We start from the raw sequence: 16,385 nt of genomic DNA, 5'->3' as shown, positions 1-16,385 counted from the left end.
CGGAACCGGGCTCGTCGTTGCCCGGGTCGGGGTGTCGTCACGGGCGGGATCGTCCGTGGTCGTGTCTGTGTCGAGGCGCTCACGCCGGGGTCCTTTCCTAGTCGCCGGAGGGAGCCGACCGGTCGGCCGGCTCCCCGTGGACTACTGCTCTTGGGACTGCGCCTGCTTGAGCGCTGCCTCGGGGCTGGCCTTGCCGGTGAGGGCGAGCTGGACGGCGGTGTAGATCTTCGTGGCGGCCTTGGGCCAGTCGGGTCCGAGCTCACCGGTGCGAGCGCGGGCGGTCTGCACCGTGGTCACGAAGGACGCGACCTGCGGGTGGTCCTTCGCCCACGCGGCGCCGGCCTCGAGGTTCGTCGGCACGTTGCCGCTCACCTCGGACAGGGCCTTCTGCATCTTCTGCGTGTGCAGGCAGCCGACGAACTTGCCGGCGAGCTGCATCTTGTCCTTGTCACCGGTCTGCGGGACGGTGAACGCCTCGCCGCCGAGCGGTGCGACCGTGGCCTCGCCGGTGCGTGTCGGGATCGGGACGCTGTCGAACTCGAGGCTCTTCTTCTCGTTGAGCGCCGGCAGCTGCCAGGGGCCGTTGATCATCATCGCGGCCTTGCCGGCCAGGAACTGGTTGTTGACGTCCGCCTGGGCCCAGTTGATCGAGCTCTTGGACATCGAGCCGTCGTCCTGCAGGTCCTCGACGAGCTGCAGGGCCTGGGTGGCGTCCGCGGTGGCGATGTCCTTCTCGTCACCACCGTTCGACCAGAAGAACGGCAGGAACTGCCAGGTGCCCTCGTACGTGTTGATGTTGCTCATCGCGAAGCCGTAGGTCGAACCCTTGGTGAGCTGCTTCGCGGCGGCCTTGAGCTCGTCCCACGTCTTGGGCGGCTGGACACCGGCGTCCGCCAGCAGCTTCTTGTTGTAGTAGAGCGCGATGGAGTTCGTGTTCGACTGCAGGCCGTAGAGCTTGCCCTTGTAGGTGCTCGCCGCCTTCACGCCGGGGACGTCGCCGTCGGCGTCGAGCCCGTAGGCCGACAGGTCGGACAGCGCACCAGACGACGCGATCTGCTGCACGTCGGGGTTGTCGAGCATGAGGACGTCGGGCAGCGTCTTCGACGACGCCTGCTGCAGCACCTTCGAGATCAGGCCGGCGCCGGCGACGTGGTTGATCGTGACCGTCGCGCCGACTTCCTTGGCGCACTGCTTGTAGACCGGGTTGTAGTTCGCGTCGTAGTAGTCCTCGATCGTCAGGGCCTTGCTGCCGCCCGACGAGGCCGATCCGGAGCCGGAGCACCCGGACAGGACCAGGGGGACCGTGGCGAGCACGGCGACGGCGCCGACGAGGGCGCGGGTCCGGCGCGACTGGGAGGGGAATCTTTGCTTCATTGCAGAGCTCTTCTCTTGACGGATGCTGGGACAGGCACGCATCGACGAGGCCGCTGACGTCATCGTCGCTGTGCTCCTGGGGCGAGAAGCTAACAGATAAGCGCTTCACCTGTAAAGCGCTTTTCTGACACGGCGAGCGCTAGGATCAGCGGCATGGCCACGATGCAGCAGGTCGCCGATCGGGCGGGGGTCTCGATCGCCACCGTGTCCTTCGTGGTGAACGGGACGAAGTACGTGACCCCCGGAACCACGGCGCGGGTGCGGACCGCGATGCGCGAGCTGAAGTTCCGTGGCAACGTCGTCGCCCGTGCGCTCGCGAGCCGACGCACCCGGATCATCGCGCTGCTGTTCCCGACCACCGGCAACCGCTTCAGCCCGACCACCTCGCAGTTCTTCATGAGCGCGGCGGAGCGTGCGTCCGAGCGGGGGTACCACCTCGTGCTCTGGCCCGTGGACCCCGCCGGCGACGACCTGGACGACCTCGTGTCGGGCGGACTCGTGGACGGCGTCATCCTGATGGAGGTGCGGATGGACGACCCCCGCGTCGCCGTCCTCACCGACCTCGACGTGCCGTTCACCCTGATCGGCCGGACCCGCGACAGCAGCGGGCTGCCCTTCGTCGACATCGACTTCGAGACGACGATCGAGGACAGCCTCGACCACCTCCAGGCCCTCGGGCACCGGCGGTTCGGGCTCGTCCTCGAGGACCTCGAGGGCACCCCGATGGCCGGCTACGCACCGCACCTGCGCGTCGAGTCGACGTTCCGGCAGGCGATGGTCGAGCGCGGACTGACCGGGACGATCGTCACGGCGGGGCCCGGCAGTGACGGCGGCCGGCAGGCCGCGAGTGACCTGCTCGCGGCGGACCCCGACGTCACCGCCGTGCTCGTGATGAAGGACGACTCGTCCGCCGGCGTCCTGGTCGGGCTGTACACCGCCGGGCGGCGGGTCCCCGAGGACGTCTCGGTGCTCAGCATCGCGTCGTCCGAGGCGAACGCGGACCAGCACTACCCGCGGCTGTCGACGATGGTCGCCCCCGGCCCGGAGCTCGGCGTGCGGGCCGCCGACGCCCTCATCGAGCAGCTCGACGGCACCTCGGAGGACCTGCCGCACTTCCTGCTGCCGTGCACGCTGCGGATCGCCGAGTCCACGGCCCCCGCCCCGGCCTGACCACCCGCCGGTCCGGAGGCGCGGGTCGTCCCTGCCACGCGCCTCCAGGCCGTCGCCCCCGGCCCCACGGAGCCACCAGCGAAAGCGACAGATCCCTGCGGACAGCCCAGGCTCCGCCTGGTTGTGTGGATGCACAGGTTCGCAGCACCACACGTCGAGGAGGACGGATGGCCATCGACCGGAGGACGTTCATGCTCGGGGGAGCGGGGGTGCTGCTGCTCGCCGGCTGCTCCACCCGACCCGAGCGCACGCGGGTCGAGGACTGGCCCACCGAACCGCCCGAGGGCGAGGCGACGATCAGCTGGTGGGCCGGCCAGGTCGCCTCGAAGGACGGGGGTGACCTGCGTCGTCGGCTCATCGCGGAGTTCCAGAAGGAGCACCCGAACATCCGGGTCCGGATCGTCAGTGCCCCGAGCGACACCGACACGAACCGCACCAGCCTGACGACCCAGATCGCGGCGGGCAGCAGCACGCCGGACGTCTACCTGGGTGACGTCGCGTGGCCCGGGCAGTTCGCGAAGAACAAGCTCGCGACCCCGGTGAACCAGCTCGTCGGTGAGGACTTCTTCGACCAGTTCCCCGAGGGGCTCCGGCTCGCGGCGAGCGTCGACGGCACGTACTACATGTTCCCGCTGTACATCGACGAGTCGTTCTTCCTGTACCGGAAGGACCTGCTCGCGAAGCACTCCCTGCAGGTGCCGGCGTCGTGGGAGGCAGTGCGCGAGACCGCCGCGAAGCTCGTCGACACCGGTGACGTCAGCTACGGGTTCGCGTTCCAGGGCGACGTGTACGAGGGGCTGACCTGCAACGTCACCGAGTTCGTCGCGGATGCTGGTGGGTCGTTGCTCAACGACGACCTGACCAAGCCCGAGACGACGAGCTCCGAGACGAAGCGCGCCTTCGAGTTCATGCGCTCACTGATCACCGAGGGGGCGTCGCCGCGGGCCACCCTGACGTACCAGGAGCAGGACACCAACGACGCGTTCTCTGGCGGCCGTGCGGCGTTCCTCCGCAACTGGTCGTACGCGTGGGGGATCGCGAACGGTCCGGACAGCCGGGTCGCCGGCAAGGTGGGTCTGGCCGCCCGGCCGACGTTCGACGGCATGGACGAGCACCACTCGACGATCGGCGGGTGGGGGAACTACATCAACCCGCACACGCAGGAGCCCGCGGCGGCACTGACGTTCGCGCGCTGGATGTCGAGCGAGACCGCGCAGCAGTTCCTGACCCGCGAGGGCGGCGTCCTGCCGGCGCGGAGCGCCTCGCTCGTCAGCGAGGACGCGAAGCGCCAGGAGCGTCCCACCTACGACACGGCGGCGGGCATCACGCTCGTGCCCCGCCCGACCTCGACCGCCTACTACCCGAAGGTGTCGCAGGGCATCTACCAGAACGGCAACAGCATCCTCGGTGGGCAGGCGTCCGTCGACGGCGGCACCAGTGCGATGGCCTCCGCCATCTCGCTGGCGCTGCAGGGAGCAGCGCTGTGAGCGCCGGCACCGCGACACGGCCGGCACGGCCTGGAGGCACGGGGCGCGTCGATCCGCCGCCCCGGCCGACGGGGCGGTCGCGTCTCGACCGCATCCGCTCGCGGGGTGCGTGGGGCTTCGCGGCCCCGGCGCTCCTGGTGGTCGCCGCGGTCACGATCTTCCCGGTCGTGTACTCGGTCGTCCTGAGCTTCGCGGACGTCGAGGTCGGCTACGAGGGCTTCACCATCCAGTCGTTCGGGTTCGACAACTACGCGGCCCTGCTGCAGAGCGCCGACTGGTACCGGGCGCTCGGGTTCACGGTGCTCTACACGGTGGTGACGGTCTCGGTCGAGCTCGTGCTCGGCATGCTCGTCGCGCTGGTGCTCGAGCGGCTCGGGGCCACCCGCGGCTGGATGCTCGCGCTCATGCTCATCCCGTGGTCGCTCGTCACCATCGTCAACGCGCAGCTGTGGAAGTACATCTACGACAGCACCTACGGCGTCGCGACGTGGTTCTTCGGTCTGTTCGGGGACGCCCCGGTGATCCTCGGTGAACCGGTGCCCGCGATCACCGGGCTGATGGTCGCGGACATCTGGAAGACGACGCCGTTCGTCGCGATCATCCTGCTCGCCGGGCTGGTGCAGATCTCCGAGGACCACTACGAGGCCGCCGAGCTCGACGGGGCGAGCACCTGGCAGACGTTCTGGCGTGTGGTGCTGCCGCAGCTCACCCCGACCCTGACGATCGCGGTGCTGTTCCGCATCCTGCAGGCGTTCGGCGTCTTCGACCTGCCGTTCGTGCTGACGAACGGCGGACCGGGCACCGCCACCCAGTCGCTCGCGATCATGGGCTACAAGGTGCTCTTCCAGGACATCAACATCGGTCCGGGCGCCGCGATCGCGACCTCGACCGCGATCATCGTCGCGGCCGGGTGTCTGCTGTTCCTCCGGGCGTTCCGGAACCAGGCGAAGGGAGGGGACGACTGATGCCCCGTCAACGTGTGCGCAAGGGCTGGCGGAAGTGGGTCAACACCGTGAACGTCAGCGGTGTCGTCATCGCGGTGCTCACGGCACTGCCGCTGTACTGGCTCGTCACGACGTCGCTCAAGCCGGCGTCCGAGATCGGGCAGTCGCCGCCCACCGTGTGGCCGCAGTCGTTCACCTTCGACAACTTCGTGGTGGCCTTCCGTGACAACGCGCTCGGCCAGTACATGGTGAACAGCGTCATCGTGTCGGTGTCGACCACGGTGATCGTGCTCGCGCTGGCGTTCCTGGCCGGGTACGCGCTGGCCGGCCGGTTCATCCGGGGCCGCACGGCGATCATGACCTCGTTGCTCATGCTGTCGGTGTTCCCGGCGATCGCGGTGCTGACGCCGCTGTACCTGCTCGAACGCAACCTCGGGCTGCTCAACTCGTACCCGGGTCTGATCGTGCCGTACGTCGCGTTCAACCTGCCGTTCGCCATCTGGATCATGCGGAACTACCTGCAGGGGATCCCGTCGACGATCGAGGAGGCGTCCGAGATCGACGGGGCCGGGGCGTGGCGCACCGTGCTGAGCGTGATCCTGCCGATGGCCAAGCCGGGCCTGTTCACGGTCGGCGTCTTCACCTTCACGGCATCGTGGAGCGAGTTCCTGATGGCGCTGACCTTCAACAGCGAGAACTCGTTCCGGACGATCCCGGTCGGCATCGCGCTCTTCGGGACGCAGTTCACGGTGCCGTTCGCGCAGATCTTCGCCGCGAGCGTGGCCGCCACGGTGCCGATCGTGATCCTGGTGCTCGTGTTCCGCCGCTCGATCGTGTCCGGTCTGACCTCCGGCGCCGTCAAGGGGTGACGGGTGTCCGGCATGCGGAGATAGGTAGAGAACTTACCTAGCTGCGCATGCTGGACATTCGTCCGAGCGTCGCGCTGACCGCCCGTACCCTGCCGTCAGGGGCTCGGTGCGCCGAGATCGACGGCTGCGACGATGCGGTCGATGATCCGCACGAACCTGGCCCGCTCCCGTTCCGAGAAGGAGGCCATCAGGTCGTGCAGGTGCTTGTTCGTGCCGTCCATCGCGCGCGTGTAGTCGCGGCGGGCGGCATCGGTCAGCTCGATGTACCGGCTCCGGCCGTCGTCGGGGTTCGGGACGCGACTGAGGTGTCCGCTGTGCTCGAGTCGGTCCACCATGCCGGTGACCGCCGGGCCGGTGAGTCCCAGGTGCTTCGACAGGTCCTTCACGCGCACGGTCCGGCCCGCTGCTTCGGCGCGGGACACGAACTGCAGCAGCGTCAGGTCGCCGCCGGAGACGCCGAGTTCGTCGCGCAGCCGCCCGCGGAGTTCGGAGACCGCGGCCTCGAGCCGGGTCAGCGCTGCGTCGAGGTCGACATCGCTCACGACAGCGCCCCCTCTGCACGGGTCTCGTCCGGGTCACGATACGCCGCAGTCACCACCCCAGCGTATCCACATAGCGCGGTTCGTGGAACGGTCCGGGTGGCGGCGTCGGGAGCAGGGCGCCGTGGCTGACCCCGTCCCGGACCCGCAGGGTGCCGACCGGGCCGGCGAACCGGTGCGGTTCGAGGTCGCCGGCGGGGACCCCTACGCCGCCGAGCGCGACCTCGCCGCCGTCCACGGTGCCGATCGGTGGTCCGTCCGGCGCATCGACGACGACTTCTCGTACCGGTACACGGCCGTCGGCGACTCCGAGGTGAGCATCCGGCGTTCGCGGCTCCGCGGTGCCGTGCGTGGCTCGGTGCCCGTCGGGGCGGACTACGTCGTGACGTGGATCACGAGCGGCACCGCGTCGCTCGACTCCGGGCGTGCGCGGATGCAGCTGCGCCGCGACGTCCCCGTGCTCCTGCCGCCCGAGGACGACTTCGTGTTCACGGCCGAGGACCACGACCAGCGGCTGGTGCACTTCGGGCGTGACTACGTGCACCGCGTCGCGTACGAGCACCTGGAGGTCGAGACGGCGCCGCTGCGGTTCGACCCGACCCGGGTACCGGAGCCCGACACCGCGGAGCGCTGGCAGGAGGCGCTCGTGGCGTTGTCGCGTGCCCTGCGAGCCGAGGGGCCCGACTCCGACGCGTGGCACGAGGCCAAGCGGTCGGCCGCCACCGCGTTCCTGGACACGTTCCCGCCGCAGGCCGACGACCTGCCCGCGGTGCTCGGTCTCCCCCGGAACGCCCGGCTGCGGGCCGCGGTGGAGTACATCCACGCCCATGCCGCCGAGCCGGTCACCGTCCAGGAGCTGTCCGAGGTCGCCGGCCTGAGCGTGCGGTCGGTGCAGGAGTCGTTCCGCCGGGTCTTCGACGTGTCGCCGCTGACCTACCTGCGCGAGGTCCGGCTCGACCGGGTCCGCGGCGAACTGCTCGAGCTCGACCCGCAGGCCGGGGTCGTCGGTGACGTCGCCCGACGGTGGGGGTTCGCCCACCTCGGCCGGTTCTCGGCGGCGTACGCGGCCCGGTTCGGCGAGTACCCGAAGCAGACCCTGCGCCGCTGACGACGACGGGTGCTCAGCGGCCTGCCGTGGGTCGCGGCGCCGGGCCGGTGCTCGCCCGCACCCGCAGGGTCGTGGGGAGCCGGACGTGGTCCGTGGTCGGCTCGCCACGGAGCATGGTCAGGAGCATCTGCACGGCGTGCGACCCGAGCTCGTCGAGCGGCTGCGACACCGTGGTGAGCGGCGGGGTCGTGGTGGAGGCCTGCGGCACGTCGTCGAAGCCCACGACGGACAGGTCCTGGGGAACGCGGAGCCCGACCTCGGCCGCGGCGCGGAGCACACCGATCGCCGACGAGTCGTTCGCCGCGAACACCGCGGTGGGGCGGTCGTCGAGGGCCAGGAGTTCCCGGGTGACGGCCGCGGACTGGTCCTCCTGGTAGCCGCCGTCGCGCAGCAGGCACTCGTCGACGGTGATGCCGGCGGCGGTCAGGGCGGAACGGTAGCCGGCGGCACGGAGCTGGGCGGACGCCAGGTCGGCGCGACCCTGCAGGTGCGCGATGCGGGTGTGCCCGAGCGCGAGCAGGTGCTCGACGGCCTGGACGGCTCCGGCTTCGTTGTCGGCGTCGACGGTGGCGTGGCCCTCCGGCCCGGTGTGGGGGTCGATCGCCACGACGGGGATCGAGGAGCTCGACAGGGCCGTGGTCGGGGTGACCACGATCGCGCCGTCGATCAGGGTGCCGGACAGTCGGGACAGCGACCGGCGTTCCCAGCCGGGTCGGTCGGCGCCGGTCATCAGGCCGGCGTAGGCGAGCAGTTCGTAGCCGGTGCCGGTGGCCGCCCGCGAGATGCCTCGGAGCAGCTCGGTCGAGAACGGCTCGAACTCGGGCACCAGGATGCCGACGACCCCGGTCCGCGAACTGCGCAGGCTCCGGGCGACCAGCGAGGTCTCGTACCCCAGGTCCTCGACCACCTGCTGCACGCGGAGCATGGTGGCGGCGGCGACACCGTCGCGCTGGTTGATCACCTTGGAGACCGTCGGGATCGAGACCCCGGCCGCTCGTGCCACGTCGCCGATCGTCACCCGGCCGGCACCGGGACGCGCGCCGAGTGCCGAGTCCATGTGCACACCGTACCGCTGCGACACCCTGCGATCGGTTAAGAAAACGTTATCGATATCGATTGACACCGCCCCCGAGCAGCAGGCATGCTCTCCGCAGCGGCAGTCGATGTCGCGCCATGTCAACGACGACACTTCAGGAGTTCCACGATGACGAGGAAGATCCGTGCCGCGGCAGCCATCGCGCTGATCGGGGCGACCGCACTGGTGGCCAGCGGGTGCTCGGCGGGCAGCGATGCCTCCGAGGACGGCGGGAAGGTCACGATGACCTTCTGGCACAACTCGACGACAGGACCGGGCAAGGCCTACTGGGCCTCGACGGTCAAGGCGTTCGAGGAGAAGTACCCGAACGTCACCATCAAGACCCAGGCGATCCAGAACGAGGACCTGGACGGCAAGCTCCAGACCGCCCTCAACTCCGGCGACGCCCCCGACGTGTTCCTGCAGCGTGGCGGCGGCAAGATGGACGCCATGATCGCCGCCGGGCAGCTCATGGATATCTCCGACTCCATCAGCGCCGACGCGAAGAAGTCCATCAGCGCGGGCACGTTCGCCGGCTACGAGAAGGACGGCAAGACCTACGCCATGCCCGGCGCGGTGCTCCCCGAGGGCATCTGGTACTCGAAGGACCTGTTCAAGGAAGCCGGCATCGAGGGCACGCCCACGACCATGGACGAGCTGAACGACGCGATCACGAAGCTCAAGGCCAAGGACATCGACCCGGTCGCCGTCGGCGCGAAGGACGCCTGGCCGGCCGCCCACTGGTACTACAACTTCGCACTCCGCGAGTGCAGCCAGAAGACGCTCGAGGACGCGGCGAAGTCCCTGAAGTTCGACAACGCCTGCTGGACGAAGGCCGGCGAGCAGCTCGAGGACTTCAACGCCACCAAGCCCTTCAACAACGGCTTCCTGACCACCGCGGCACAGCAGGGTGCCGGCAGCTCCGCCGGTCTCCTCGCCAACCACAAGGCGGCCATGGAGCTCATGGGTGCGTGGGACCCGGGCGTGATCGCATCGCTGACGCCGGACGCCAAGCCGCTGCCCGACCTCGGCTGGTTCCCGTTCCCCGCGACCGACGGTGGCAAGGGTGACCCGAAGTCGATGATGGGTGGTGTCGACGGCAACTCCTGCTCCGCACAGGCCCCGAAGAAGGCGTGCACCGACTTCCTGAACTTCATCGTGCAGAAGGACAACCAGGAGGCGTACTACAAGGCCTTCAACGCCATCCCGGTGAACAAGGACGCCCAGTCGGTCGTCGACTCGGACTACCTGAAGTCGGCCCTGGCCGCCTACCAGGACGCCCCGTTCGTCTCGCAGTACCTGGACACCCTGTACGGCCAGAACGTCGGCAACGCGCTGAACACCAGCGTCGTCGACCTGCTGGCCGGCAAGGGTGACGCGAAGGACATCGTCGAGACCACCAACCAGGCTGCGGCCAAGGGCTGAGCATGGCCCTCGACACCTCGCTCGGTACGACTCCGGCCACCGGGTCGGACACGGCCGCGGGGACGTCCCCGGCGGGGAGCGGTTCGCCGCTCCCCGCCGGTCGGCGGACCACGCGCCGCATCGCGGACTGGCGGAAGCGCGTCGAGATCGCGGTCCTCGCCGGACCCGCGGTCATCGTCTTCGTCACGTTCGTGATCCTGCCCGTGGGCCTCGCCGCCTACTACGGGTTCTTCAAGTGGCAGGGCTACGGCCCGCCCACCGACTTCGTCGGGCTGCAGAACTACCTGATCATCTTCCAGGACAAGGCGTTCCACGCGGTCCTGATGCACAACGGCTTCATCGTCGTGCTCTCGCTGGTGCTGCAGGGGCCGATCGCGATCGTGCTCGCCCTGCTGCTCAACCAGAAGATGCACGGCCGCGGGCTCGTCCGCGTGCTCGTCTTCGTGCCGTACGTCATCTCCGAGGTGATCGTCGGCACCGGGTGGAGCCTCATGCTCCAGTCGAACGGCGCCGTGAACGACCTGTTCCAGAGCATCGGCCTGGGCGGACTCCGTGCGGACTGGCTGTCGAACCCCGACATCGCCATCTGGACGCTGCTCGTGATCATCTCGTGGAAGTACATCGGCTTCGCGGTGATCCTGTTCCTCGCCGGCCTGCAGAGCATCCCCGAGGAACTGTTCGAGGCCGCCGCCATCGACGGTGCCGGCTACTGGCAGATCCAGCGGCGCATCACCCTGCCGCTCCTCGGACCGACCATCCGCATCTGGGCGTTCCTGTCGATCATCGGCTCGCTGCAGCTGTTCGACCTCGTCTACATCATCTGGGGCCAGTACATCGCCTCGACCGCGGGTACCTCGACGATGGCGACGTACATGGTCGCCAACGGCCGGACCTCGGGCAACTTCGGCTTCGGCAGCGCCGTCGCGGTCGTGATGTTCGTGATCTCGCTCGTGGTCGCCCTGATCTACCAGCGCTTCGTACTCCGCCGTGACACCGCGGGTGCACTCACCGAGAGGAAGAACTGATGGCCACCACGAGCATCGTCGCCCCCGGGCGCCGGGCCGTGCGGGAGCGCCGGTCCAGTGCCGCGATCGGACGCGCCAACCCGCTGACCTACGTCGTCGCGATCCTGTTCGTCGCCGCCAACCTGGCACCCGTGCTCTACATCGTGCTGGGCGGCTTCCGGACCAACTCACAGATCACCACGAGCCCCGCCGGGCTGCCGGCACCGTTCGAGTTCGGCAACTACGGCTCCGTGCTGTCGAGCGGCATCTTCTGGCAGCAGCTCGGCAACTCGACGATCAGCGCCGTCACGACCACCCTCGGGGTCGTCGTGCTCGGGCTGATGGTGAGCTTCGTGCTCGCCCGCTACCGGTTCGCCGGCCGCGGGGCGCTCTACGCCCTGTTCGCCGCGGGCCTGATGTTCCCGATCACCGTCGCGATCACCCCGCTGTACCTGCTCGTCAAGGACCTCGGTCTGACGAACAGCCTGGCCGGCGTGATCCTGCCGCAGATCGCGTTCGCGCTGCCGACCACCGTGATCATCCTGGTGCCGTTCCTGCGCGCCATCCCCGACGAGCTCGAGGAGGCCGCGTCGATCGACGGGGCGAGCCGTCTCGGGTTCTTCTTCCGGATGGTCGTGCCGCTGTCGCTGCCCGGCGTCGTCACGGTCGGCATCCTGGCGTTCATCGCCAGCTGGAACAGCTACATCCTGCCGCTGTTCATCCTGAACAACGAGGCCGCCTACACGCTGCCGCTCGGGGTCCAGTCGTTCTCGTCGCAGTACTCCGTCGACACCGCCAAGGTGCTCGCGTTCACCTCGATGTCGATGATCCCGGCGCTCGTGTTCTTCACGATCTTCCAGCGCCGCATCGTCGGCGGCCTGACCGGGGCGGTGAAGGGGTGACCGCGACCGACGCGACGCGGACCGCCGGACGCGACCCGCGCCTCCAGGCCGACAGCGCGACGGACGCGACCGCGACGACCGCGACCGCGACCGCGACCGCGACGGACGCGACCGCGACCCCCTCCGGCCCCCGCGCCGACGCCCTGCTCGCCGAGATGACCCTCGACGAGAAGGTCGCCCAGCTCGTCGGCTACTGGCTCGACCAGAACGGCGTCGTCGCCCCCATGCAGGGCGAGATGGCGGCCGTGCAGCAGGGCGGCATCCTGGCGGACATCACCCGCGACGGCATCGGGCAGTTCACCCGCGTCTACGGCACCCGCCCCGTCGAACCCGACGAGCGTGCCGCCTGGCTCTGGGCGGAACAGCGCCGCCTGCAGTGCGAGACCCGGCTCGGGATCCCGGCGCTCGTCCACGAGGAGTGCCTGACCGGCCTCGCCGCGTGGAAGGCCGCGACGTTCCCGACGCCGCTGGCGTGGGGCGCGTCGTTCGACCCGGAGCTCGTCGAGCAGGTCGGCGCCGCGATCGGTGCGTCGATGCGGCAGCTCGGCGTCCACCAGGGCCTCGCGCCGGTCCTCGACGTCATCCGCGACCCGCGTTGGGGGCGGGTCGACGAGTGCATCGCCGAGGACCCCTACCTGGTCGGCACGGTCGGCACCGCGTACGTGCGCGGGTTGCAGTCGGCCGGGGTCGACGCGACCCTGAAGCACTTCCTCGGGTACTCGGCGTCGCAGGCGGGGCGGAACCACGCCCCCGTGCACGCCGGGGCCCGTGAGGTCGCGGACGTGTACCTGCCGCCGTTCGAGATGGCGCTGCGCGACGGGGGCGCCCGGAGCGTCATGAACTCGTACGCCGAGATCGACGGCGTGCCCGTCGCGGCGAACGGCGAGCTGCTGACCGGCCTGCTCCGCGACCGGCTCGGTTTCGACGGCACGGTCGTCGCGGACTACTTCTCGGTGGCGTTCCTCGAGGTCATGCACGGCATTGCCGCCGACCGTGGCGAGGCCGCGGCGCTGGCGCTCGAGGCCGGCATCGACGTCGAGCTCCCGACCGGTGACGCGTACCTCGCACCGCTCGTCGAGCGGGTCCGCAGCGGGCAGGTGGACGAGGCTCTCGTCGACCGTGCCGTGCTCCGGGTGCTCCGGCAGAAGGAGCGGCTCGGCCTGCTCGAACCGGATGCCTTCGCCGAGGACGCCCCCACCGGGATCGACCTCGACACCCCGCTGCACCAGGCGCTCGCGAAGCGGCTGGCAGCCGAGTCGCTCGTGCTGCTGTCGAACGAGGGCGGCAGCGCCAGCGTCGACAGCGGCACCGCCGACGGCACCACCCCCGTCCTCCCGCTCGCACCGGGGGCCTCGGTCGCCGTCATCGGCCCGAACGCCGACCGCGCCGAGGCGCTGCAGGGCTGCTACTCGTTCGCCAACCACGTGCTCGCCTCGCACCCCGACCTGCCGCTCGGCTTCGCGATCCCGACCGTCCGCGAAGCCGTCGCCCAGGCGCTCGGTCCGGCAGCGGTCCGCTTCGCCACGGGCTGCGCCGTGACGGGGAACGACCGGGCCGGCTTCGCCGAAGCCGTTGCGGTCGCATCCGCCTCGGACGTCGCGGTGGTCGTCGTCGGCGACCAGGCGGGCCTGTTCGGCCGGGGCACGGTCGGCGAGGGCAACGACACCGAGTCGCTCGACCTGCCCGGCGTGCAGCGCGAGCTGGTCGAGGCCCTCGTCGCGACCGGCACCCCCACCGTGATGGTGCTGCTCACCGGCCGGCCGTACGCGATCGGCTGGGCGCTCGACGGCGACCAGCCGCGCCCGGCCGCGGTCGTGCAGGCGTTCTTCCCGGGAGAGGGCGGCGGGCCGGCGATCGCCGACCTGCTGACCGGCGTGGCCTCGCCCTCGGGCCGGCTGCCGCTGTCCTTGCCCCGGTCCGCTGGTGCGCAGCCGTTCACGTACCTGCACCCGCGGCTCGGCGGTCCGTCCGACGTCACCGCCGCGGACTCGACGCCGGTGCGACCGTTCGGTTTCGGCCTCGGCTACACCGACTTCGCGTACGACGAGCTCGTCGTCGACCCGGACGTCCGGTCCGACGGCGTCTTCACCGTGTCGGTGACGGTCCGGAACACCGGGGTGCGCGACGGCGAGGACGTCGTGCAGCTCTACGGGCACGACGTGCACGGCAGCGTCACCCGGCCCGAGGTGCAGCTCCTCGGCTACGCGCGCGTCGCGGTCGCAGCGGGGGAGTCCGTGCGGGTCCGCTTCCGCGTCCCGGTGCAGCGCTTCGCGTTCACCGACCGTCGGATGCGCAGGGTGGTCGAGCCCGGCGACGTGCAGGTCTGGGTGGCGTCGCACGCGGCGGCGTCGCGGCCGTCAGGCTCGGTGGCAGCGGGTGGGATCGTCGCCTCGGGCGACGGTCCGGTCCGACACCCCGTCCCCGGCACCGCCACCCAGCGCGCCACCGTCGCGGTCACGGGCGCGGTGCACGAGGTCACCCCGGGCGACCCCCGCCTGGTGGCGTGGTCGCTCGTCTGACCCGGTGACGGACCACGTGCCCTGGGCGTGACCGGGTGACGGACAGGAGGCGCGGTGCGGGCTCGCACCGCGCCTCCCGTCCGTCAGCGGGTCCTGATCACCCGACCGGCTCGAGCCGGTCGCAGAGGTCCAGTGACCAGACGGCAACGCCCGTCAGGCCGAGCCGCTCCGCCAGCGCGACCCGCGCACGCAGTGAGCGTGCGTCGGACCACCAGAGCACCTCGCCGCTCGGCAGGGTCGCGGTCCACTCGCCGACCGTCGCGTCCCAGCGGGCGGTCGCGCCCGCCTTCCGGACCCGGAGCCGGGCCTGGGCGTCGGAGAGCTGACCGGCCGGACGCTTCCCCTTCCAGTGGTAGCCGTACCCGGCGACACCGAGCACGATCTGGTCGGCGGGAGCGAGGCTCACGAGTGCACGGGCGGCCTTCGACGACCACGCGAGCGAACCGACCGGACCGGGTGCGTCCGGCTCCCAGGGGCCGTGCTGGTCGTAGGCCATGAGCGTCAGGTGGTCGAGCGGGGCACGGAGGGCGCGCACGTCGTAGCCGAGGCGGGCGTACCCGGCCGCGGTGGTCGACGCGGACAGGGCGATGTCGAGCCGGACGTCGTCGCCGACGGCGGCCCGGAGCTCGCGGGCGAAGGCGGTGAGACCGGGTTTTTCGGCCGGGGTCAGCGCCTCGAGGTCGATCATGACCGAGTCCCAACCGCCCGTGGCCACGTCGGCGGCGAGTGATCGGACGACCCGGGCGCGGTTCGCGGGCGAGGTGAGCAGCCTGCGGGCGATCGGCTCGCTGAAGTCCCCGTCGGCCTCGGAGTAGTTGCTGACGAGCAGCTGCGCGGTGAGCCCGTTGGCGTGTGCCCGGTTGCGCTGGGCCTTGGCGGCGCGCGACGGTGCGGTGACCTTCGACCCCGTGCGGTTCAGCAGCAACCCGTCGACGCCGACCACGTCCATCGCGGCGGCGTTCGCGTCCACCAGGACGGTGTCGGCGTTCTCGGGCTGGAAGCCGGTCACGTCGAACCCATCAGCGTGGGCGGCGGTCGGGGCCGTGTAGCCGGCGAGTGCGAGTCCTGCGGTGAGCGCGGCGGCGAGCAGTGCGGAGCGGCGTCGACGCGGGGTGCCGGTCATGCGGTGGGTCCGTCCGGTCGTCCGGGGTGGCCGGGTGCCGACCACGGCGGGAGCTCGGCCGACGGATACCCGCCGTGCTGGTCGGGCGCCCGCAGCATCGGGTTGACGGCACGCAACCGGATGCCGGAGGTGTCACCGGCGACCCCGCGGACGGCGCTCGCCAGCAGGAACGCGACGACGTCAGCGGTGCTGCCGTCCGGGTCGTAGCCGTGCCAGGGGTGGTCGTCGCCCTGGGCGCGGCGCAGGGCGCTGGCGAACGTCGCGTCGGCGTCCTCGATCTCCACCTCGCAGTCGAGCACGACGCGGAAGCGCGAGCCCTCGCCCGGGGGGACACCGAGGTCCGTCGTGGCGCGGGGGTCCGGGTCCGCCGGGTCGAACGACCGGAGCGCCGCCGACGGTGCGGTGCCGAACGCGGCGCGGTACTCGGCCGCCATCCGCCCGGCGTTGCTGAAGTGCCAGTGCTTCGCGACGTCCGCGATGGTGCGACGGTCCGCCGGTGTCATGGAGAGCAGGTCGCGGCGGACGCCCTCGAGCCGGACCCCGCGCAGGTACGACGCTGGCGAGGTCTGCAGCTCCCGCCGGAACGCGCTCTGCAGGCCTCGGGTCGACAGGTTCGCGGCGGCGGCGATGTCCGGTACCGAGATCGCTTCGCGGGCGTGTGCGTGCACGAACCGCAGCGCCTCGTGCACGGTGCGGGACAGCCGTGCTCCGCCGTGCTCGGGACCACTCGCCGTGGTCGGTGCCTGGTCCATACGTGGGAGCGTACGAGGCGCTCGTGTGGATCGGCCTCCGACGCCACGACGCCGTCGGTATCCGAGGTGCGCGGATGTGACCCGCACCCGTTCG

At 70.7% G+C, this 16,385-nt stretch carries 14 protein-coding genes; 9 read left to right on the top strand and 5 right to left on the bottom strand.

What is annotated here, in order from left to right; translation table 11 throughout:
- Nucleotides 1-141 precede the first annotated feature (141 nt).
- Complete coding sequence (locus tag ITJ50_RS08345; protein WP_140448391.1) at nt 142-1,374, bottom strand: sugar ABC transporter substrate-binding protein; 1,233 nt, start codon at nt 1,372-1,374, stop codon at nt 142-144.
- Nucleotides 1,375-1,527: 153 nt separating this feature from the next.
- On the opposite strand from ITJ50_RS08345, the gene ITJ50_RS08340 reads away from it, so the two are divergent.
- The 4 genes from ITJ50_RS08340 (at nt 1,528) to ITJ50_RS08325 (ending at nt 5,844) form a co-directional block, all read left to right on the top strand.
- Nucleotides 1,528-2,544: a LacI family DNA-binding transcriptional regulator gene (locus ITJ50_RS08340; protein WP_175470758.1), complete on the top strand. Its 1,017-nt coding sequence runs from the start codon at nt 1,528-1,530 to the stop codon at nt 2,542-2,544.
- A gap of 167 nt (nt 2,545-2,711) precedes the next feature.
- Nucleotides 2,712-4,031, top strand: a complete 1,320-nt coding sequence (locus ITJ50_RS08335) for an ABC transporter substrate-binding protein (RefSeq protein WP_194590288.1) — start codon at nt 2,712-2,714, stop codon at nt 4,029-4,031.
- Nucleotides 4,028-4,996 carry a carbohydrate ABC transporter permease gene (locus tag ITJ50_RS17815; protein ID WP_175470757.1) on the top strand — a complete coding sequence of 323 codons (969 nt, stop codon included), beginning with the start codon at nt 4,028-4,030 and terminating at the stop codon, nt 4,994-4,996. The genes ITJ50_RS08335 and ITJ50_RS17815 overlap by 4 nt, the downstream gene beginning before the upstream one ends.
- Nucleotides 4,996-5,844, top strand: a complete 849-nt coding sequence (locus ITJ50_RS08325; RefSeq protein ID WP_027464448.1) for a carbohydrate ABC transporter permease — start codon at nt 4,996-4,998, stop codon at nt 5,842-5,844. Before ITJ50_RS17815 ends, ITJ50_RS08325 begins: the two co-directional genes overlap by 1 nt.
- Nucleotides 5,845-5,939: 95 nt before the next feature.
- On the opposite strand, the gene ITJ50_RS08320 is transcribed toward ITJ50_RS08325, so the two are convergent.
- Nucleotides 5,940-6,386: a MarR family winged helix-turn-helix transcriptional regulator gene (locus ITJ50_RS08320; RefSeq protein WP_017886796.1), complete on the bottom strand. Its 447-nt coding sequence runs from the start codon at nt 6,384-6,386 to the stop codon at nt 5,940-5,942.
- Nucleotides 6,387-6,507: 121 nt separating this feature from the next.
- On the opposite strand from ITJ50_RS08320, the gene ITJ50_RS08315 reads away from it, so the two are divergent.
- On the top strand, nt 6,508-7,491 hold the full coding sequence (locus ITJ50_RS08315; protein ID WP_159557455.1) for an AraC family transcriptional regulator: 984 nt from the start codon (nt 6,508-6,510) through the stop codon (nt 7,489-7,491).
- Between the two features lie 13 nt (nt 7,492-7,504).
- On the opposite strand, the gene ITJ50_RS08310 is transcribed toward ITJ50_RS08315, so the two are convergent.
- Entirely contained in the window at nt 7,505-8,548 is a 1,044-nt protein-coding gene (locus ITJ50_RS08310; protein WP_042537884.1) for a LacI family DNA-binding transcriptional regulator, read from the bottom strand.
- Nucleotides 8,549-8,695: 147 nt separating this feature from the next.
- Between ITJ50_RS08310 and ITJ50_RS08305 the strand changes: the two genes are divergently transcribed.
- From ITJ50_RS08305 to ITJ50_RS08290, 4 genes are all read left to right on the top strand, one after another.
- A complete protein-coding gene (locus ITJ50_RS08305; RefSeq protein WP_017886793.1) occupies nt 8,696-9,991 on the top strand; it encodes an ABC transporter substrate-binding protein in 1,296 nt (431 codons plus the stop codon).
- Between the two features lie 2 nt (nt 9,992-9,993).
- A complete protein-coding gene (locus ITJ50_RS08300; protein WP_017886792.1) occupies nt 9,994-11,016 on the top strand; it encodes a carbohydrate ABC transporter permease in 1,023 nt (340 codons plus the stop codon).
- Entirely contained in the window at nt 11,016-11,897 is an 882-nt protein-coding gene (locus ITJ50_RS08295) for a carbohydrate ABC transporter permease (RefSeq protein WP_017886791.1), read from the top strand. Before ITJ50_RS08300 ends, ITJ50_RS08295 begins: the two co-directional genes overlap by 1 nt.
- 155 nt (nt 11,898-12,052) lie before the next feature.
- A complete protein-coding gene (locus ITJ50_RS08290) occupies nt 12,053-14,416 on the top strand; it encodes a glycoside hydrolase family 3 N-terminal domain-containing protein (RefSeq protein WP_416354617.1) in 2,364 nt (787 codons plus the stop codon).
- A gap of 97 nt (nt 14,417-14,513) precedes the next feature.
- On the opposite strand, the gene ITJ50_RS08285 is transcribed toward ITJ50_RS08290, so the two are convergent.
- Complete coding sequence (locus ITJ50_RS08285; protein ID WP_194590286.1) at nt 14,514-15,539, bottom strand: glycosyl hydrolase family 18 protein; 1,026 nt, start codon at nt 15,537-15,539, stop codon at nt 14,514-14,516.
- Entirely contained in the window at nt 15,536-16,291 is a 756-nt protein-coding gene (locus ITJ50_RS08280) for a helix-turn-helix domain-containing protein (protein WP_017886788.1), read from the bottom strand. Before ITJ50_RS08280 ends, ITJ50_RS08285 begins: the two co-directional genes overlap by 4 nt.
- Nucleotides 16,292-16,385 lie beyond the last annotated feature (94 nt).

Origin of the sequence: Curtobacterium sp. VKM Ac-2889, assembly GCF_015350855.1 — a bacterium.
GTDB lineage: Bacteria > Actinomycetota > Actinomycetes > Actinomycetales > Microbacteriaceae > Curtobacterium > Curtobacterium poinsettiae.
The sequence above is the reverse complement of the archived record's forward strand: the minus strand, read 5'-3'. Positions and strand labels throughout refer to the sequence as shown.